The 4,703-nt window shown below is 63.3% G+C and carries 2 protein-coding genes; one reads left to right on the forward strand and one right to left on the reverse strand.

The window, feature by feature from the left end; all coding sequences use genetic code 11:
• Positions 1-1,618, forward strand: a 1,618-nt coding sequence (locus A2J02_RS25420; RefSeq protein WP_068055356.1) for a DUF4012 domain-containing protein, incomplete at its 5' end; no start/stop codon positions are given.
• A 355-nt stretch (positions 1,619-1,973) separates the two neighbouring features.
• On the opposite strand, the gene A2J02_RS25425 is transcribed toward A2J02_RS25420, so the two are convergent.
• On the reverse strand, positions 1,974-3,593 hold the full coding sequence (locus tag A2J02_RS25425; RefSeq protein WP_082898728.1) for a polysaccharide biosynthesis tyrosine autokinase: 1,620 nt from the start codon (positions 3,591-3,593) through the stop codon (positions 1,974-1,976).
• Positions 3,594-4,703 lie beyond the last annotated feature (1,110 nt).

The raw sequence follows: 4,703 nt of genomic DNA on the forward strand, positions 1-4,703 counted from the left end.
TTCGGCCACACAGGCCAAGGACGCATTGCTCGACGGCGATTCGGCCGGGGCCGAGGCTGCGGCGGCTCGCGCCTCCGAATCCGCCGACGATGCGGTCTCGGCGACGACGTCCATCCCGTTTTCGATAGCCAAAGCCGTTCCATATCTTGGTAGTCCCTTGAAATCGGTAGCGCAGATCAGCGACGTGGTGCAGGGATTGGCCGACGACGTGCTCGCCCCGGCGTCGGCGGCGGGCGCGAGCTTGAATCCGAGCAGCCTCGTCGAGGGCGGCGGCAAGGTCGATACCGCCGCACTGCGGGACGCGCAGCCGGTACTGGAGCAGACCTCCGCGGCGGCCGACGAGCTCAGTGAGCGGGCCCAACAAGTGGACGAGCCCGCCTTCCTCGGCGTGGTGGACGAGGCTCGCACGTCGTTGATCGATCAGACGCACGAACTCGCGAATCTGCTCACCAACACCCGGATCGCCAGTGAACTGCTGCCGTCGATGCTCGGCGATAACGGCCCGCGCAGTTACTTTCTCGCGTTCCAGACCAACGCGGAGGCGCGAGGCACCGGCGGGTTGCTCGGTGGCTACGGCATCATTCGCGCCGAAAACGGCACGGCTCGCGTCGACACTCTCGGTGCCAACAACGAACTCGAATTCGCGCAGCAGCCCATCGATCTGGGGCCCGAGTACAACGCGCTGTGGGCTCCGCGCAACACCACCACCGATTTCCGTAACTCGAATGCGAGCCCGCACTTTCCGTATGCCGGCCAGATCTGGTCGTCGATGTGGACCGAGCAGACGGGCGAGGTGCTCAACGGTGCCATTGCCACCGACCCGATTGCGTTGAGCTACATCCTCGGCGCCACCGGACCGGTCACGTTGGCCGACGGTGAGCAGATCACCGCCGACAATGTCGTCGAAATAACCCTCAGCACAGCGTATTCCAGGTTCGGCGACGACCAGTTGGCTCGCAAGGCATATCTGCAGGAGATCGCCGCGGCGGTGGTGCAGAAGATGACCACGGGCGCGGCACCCACCAGGTCTCTGCTCGACGCGGTGGGCCGCGCCGGCAGCGAGGGCCGTATCTCGGTGTGGAGCGCAGACCCGGCCGAGCAGGCAATTCTGGCCGGCACCAAGGTGGGTCACGTGTTGCCGGACAGCCCGGCCCCGTACGCCAACGTGGTGGTCAACAATGCCGGCGGCAACAAGCTCGATTACTACCTGACCCGCGACATCACGTACTCGGCCGAATCCTGCACAGCGGGTACCCGTAAGTCGACCGTGACTGCAACGCTGACCAACAACGTAGATCCGGCGGGCCTGACGTCCTACGTGGCGAGCACGTTCCAGCCGACGGTGGAGTACGGCACCAACGAATCGATCGTCTATCTGTACGGCACTCAGGGCGCGAAGATCACGTCCATGAAGGTCAACGGCATCACGGGATTCTCTATCCAGGCCGGCACCGAGCTGGGCCGGCCGGTGCAGGCTGCGTACCTGACCATCCCGCCGGGTCAGTCGCAGACGGTGACGTGGGAACTCGAGGAGCCCTCGGCTCCAGGCGAGGCAACGGTGCCCGTGCAGCCTCTGGTGGATCAGCCCACGGTGACCATCGACGTTCCGGAGTGCTGATCGCTCAGTAGGTCGCCTACACACTCTCGTCGGCCATGGCAACAGGCCGGCGAGAGTAGCCTTGAATCCATTCATACGAATGATCTTTGGGCCGCGACGGGCCGAATGCCGCTCATGAATAAAGCCACGATCGCGCGCGTTGTGTAACCCGTTCTCGGGGACCTGCCATGAGAAGCCGCGAAAAGCTCACGGCCGTCATTCACGTCTTGTTTGCGGACGCGACCGTGATACGAATTCCGTACGTTTCCACGCCGGTACTACTGGCGGCGATGACGCTCGCAGGAATTGTCACAGAACGAGCGGACGGCCGAGGCTCAACTCTTCCCAATCGAGTTGAGTCCGGCCTCCTGATTGACTACTTCCGCAGTCTCGGATTTTCAGTTCCGTTTCTGGGCACAGTCTCCGGCCGCTGGGATTTGGGGTCGGTCTCGGATTCCCGGGTTGCCTCTCTGGTGCGCGGGCCGGCAGCGGGCGACGCGGAAGCTGATCGAGGTGAGGACTGTCGCGTCGGCGGAGCATGCACCGGTGCGGGAGCGGGAGGGGTCACCGGCGTCGTCGAGGCGACCGGTGCCTGAGGTGCCGGCGCGGGAACCGGTGGTGTCACCTGTTTGGGCAAGTTCGTATCGGCGGTGTAGTTGTACGAGTAGCTGTACATGTCGCCCTTCTTCGAGGGAGTCAATGCCAGCACCACACCGAGGACGTGCGCTCCGATCGTTTCCAAATTGCCGATCGCCCTGGTCAATTCGTTGCTCTTGGTATGCCCGTAGCGGGTGACCATCAGAGCGCCGTCGGCATGGGTGGTCAGGACGGCCGAGTCGGTCACTGGCAACAGTGGAGCGCCGTCGACGATGACGTAGTCGAATTTGGATCGCAGCTCCACCAGCATGGCGCGAGACGCCTCGGAGCCCAACAGCTCGGACGGGTTGGGCGGAATCGGACCGGATGCCATGGCTTGCAGGCCCTCGTACTTGGTCGGCTGCAGCACCTCGTCGACTTTCGCCTGCCCTGCAAGGACAGTACTCAAGCCCACCGAGCCGATGAGGCCCATGTACTTCGAGATGCGGGGACGACGCAGATCGCCCTCGACGAGAACGACGTGGTGGCCGGCCTCGGCAAGCGAGATAGCCAAGTTCACCGCGGTGGTCGTCTTGCCCTCGCTGGGAATCGCACTGGTGACGACGATGACGCGCGGCGGATGATCGACTTCGAGGAACTGCAGGTTGGTACGGAGCTCACGGAAAGCCTCGGCACTGGCCGATTGGGTGAGGTCCTGGAAGTCGACGGCCGGATGCGTCTTGCGTTCCTTGTCGAACGGGATGGTGCCGACGAGCGCCTTGCCGGAGATCGACTCGATCTCACGGCGATTCTTGATCGTGTTGTCCAGACGGTCACGCAGCACTGCGAGTGCGATACCGAGCAACAGGCCTACGGCGGCACCGAGGGCCAAGTTGCGCTTGGTGTTCGGGCTGACCGGCGAGGCGGACGCGTCGGCCTGCTGGAAGGTCTTGACGCCCGCCGACGGAGTACCGCCATCTTCTGGGGTCTCCAGGTCGCGTACCTGCGTCGTCAGCTCCGATGCCATCGCGTTGGCGATGTCGCGAGCCCGAGCTGGTGACGAGTCGGTGACGGTGATGTCGAACAAAACGGTGTCGGGGGCCGAGGACGCCTTCACCTTCGCCGCCAGCTGCGACGGCGTCAGACCAAGAGGGAGCACATCGAGAACCCGGGCGGCGAGGGCCTCACTGGTCACGAGTTCCGAGTACGAGGCGACACGCTGCTGAGAGAACAGGTTGCCCTGGTATGCCTCGTTGACCGACGTTCCGCCGGAAGTGGAGACGAACATCCTTGCGCTGGACTCGTAGAGCGGCGTCGTCAACAGGGACGCACCCAAGGCCCCAAGGATCGCGACGATCACGGTGACGGCGATGATGATCCACCTCGCCTTCAGGATTCTCAGATAATCCTGTATCTCCATGCTTCGCGCTCCTCGTTCGTTTCGTACAACTCGCAACGTGTCACTGCGTGGCTTAATCGTTACATAGCTGGTTGCTTTCCGTGCACCGGATGGGTCCAGGGGCAGCGCGCGTCAATTCATTCGTTCGATATACGAGCGCAATCAAGTCAATTCCCCGTTGTGACGCGTCACTGGGGTGATCGAGCCCAATTCATGTACGCGAACGTCCCTGTTCGACCCACCCCGCCACCTGCTGTCATGCCCTCCGTCCAGCGACGATAGACAAGGACATACCCGACCCGTCACTCGAAGTGACCCTCGCCACTCGTCGATCCGGTCTCGAACCGATGGTCGACTACGCGCCGGCAGCCACGTTCTCACCCGGCTTCGAATACCGCTCGACCCGTACGACATGACGCGGGGATCGAATCATGCTCCGCTGCTGGGCAAGTCGGTCGTATTCGTTCGCGACGCACAGTTCCAGTCAAACCCCGAGTGGTTCAACACGACCGAGCGCATCTACTCTCCCCCATCATGCTCGCCGCACGCGCGGCGAGCGTCCTGTTCGTCGGTGGTTGTACCGGACGGCTCGCATTGTCATGCAAACAACCCACGCCTGCCGCCCACCGCCGTCACCGGCTTTGGCGTCTCTCACGCACGGCTCGAAGCGATTCCAGCACCCACTCGGGCTCTCGACCTCCGGCCCGGCTCCTTCGTGCTGTCCGTCGGGCGGTCGAACACCCGAAAGAACTTGGCGACGAGGCTGTCTGCCGCTAACCGTTCGGGAGCGATCTCACCGACCCGCTCGTTCGTGGCGGTGGGGCCAGCCAACAGCAAGGCCGATCAGCTCAAGCAGCGAGTACTCACGGCCATCGACGACGGCTCCATTCGCTACACCGGCTTCGTCGAAACCGAAGTGCAATGAGACCCCGCGCCGATACGCAGCGTCCACTGGCGCGGACAACGATCAGACATCGTCAAACCACGTCCCACCTAACCCGGCTGACACAACACACGCATGTGGAAAGTCCAGCGAAGCGCCACTGTATCGCTCACCTCTAGCGATGCCCCGACTAGAGCCTTGACATAGACTGCGCAGGCAGAGACAACATGAGCCCAAGGAGACGGCAT

This window comes from Rhodococcus sp. EPR-147 (assembly GCF_001647185.1).
Classification (GTDB): domain Bacteria; phylum Actinomycetota; class Actinomycetes; order Mycobacteriales; family Mycobacteriaceae; genus Rhodococcoides.

Bases quoted from the DNA above. Each gene is read 5' to 3' on its own strand.
- A2J02_RS25425 (WP_082898728.1), bottom strand. From the start codon at position 3,593: ATGGAGATACAGGATTATCTGAGAATCCTGAAGGCGAGGTGGATCATC.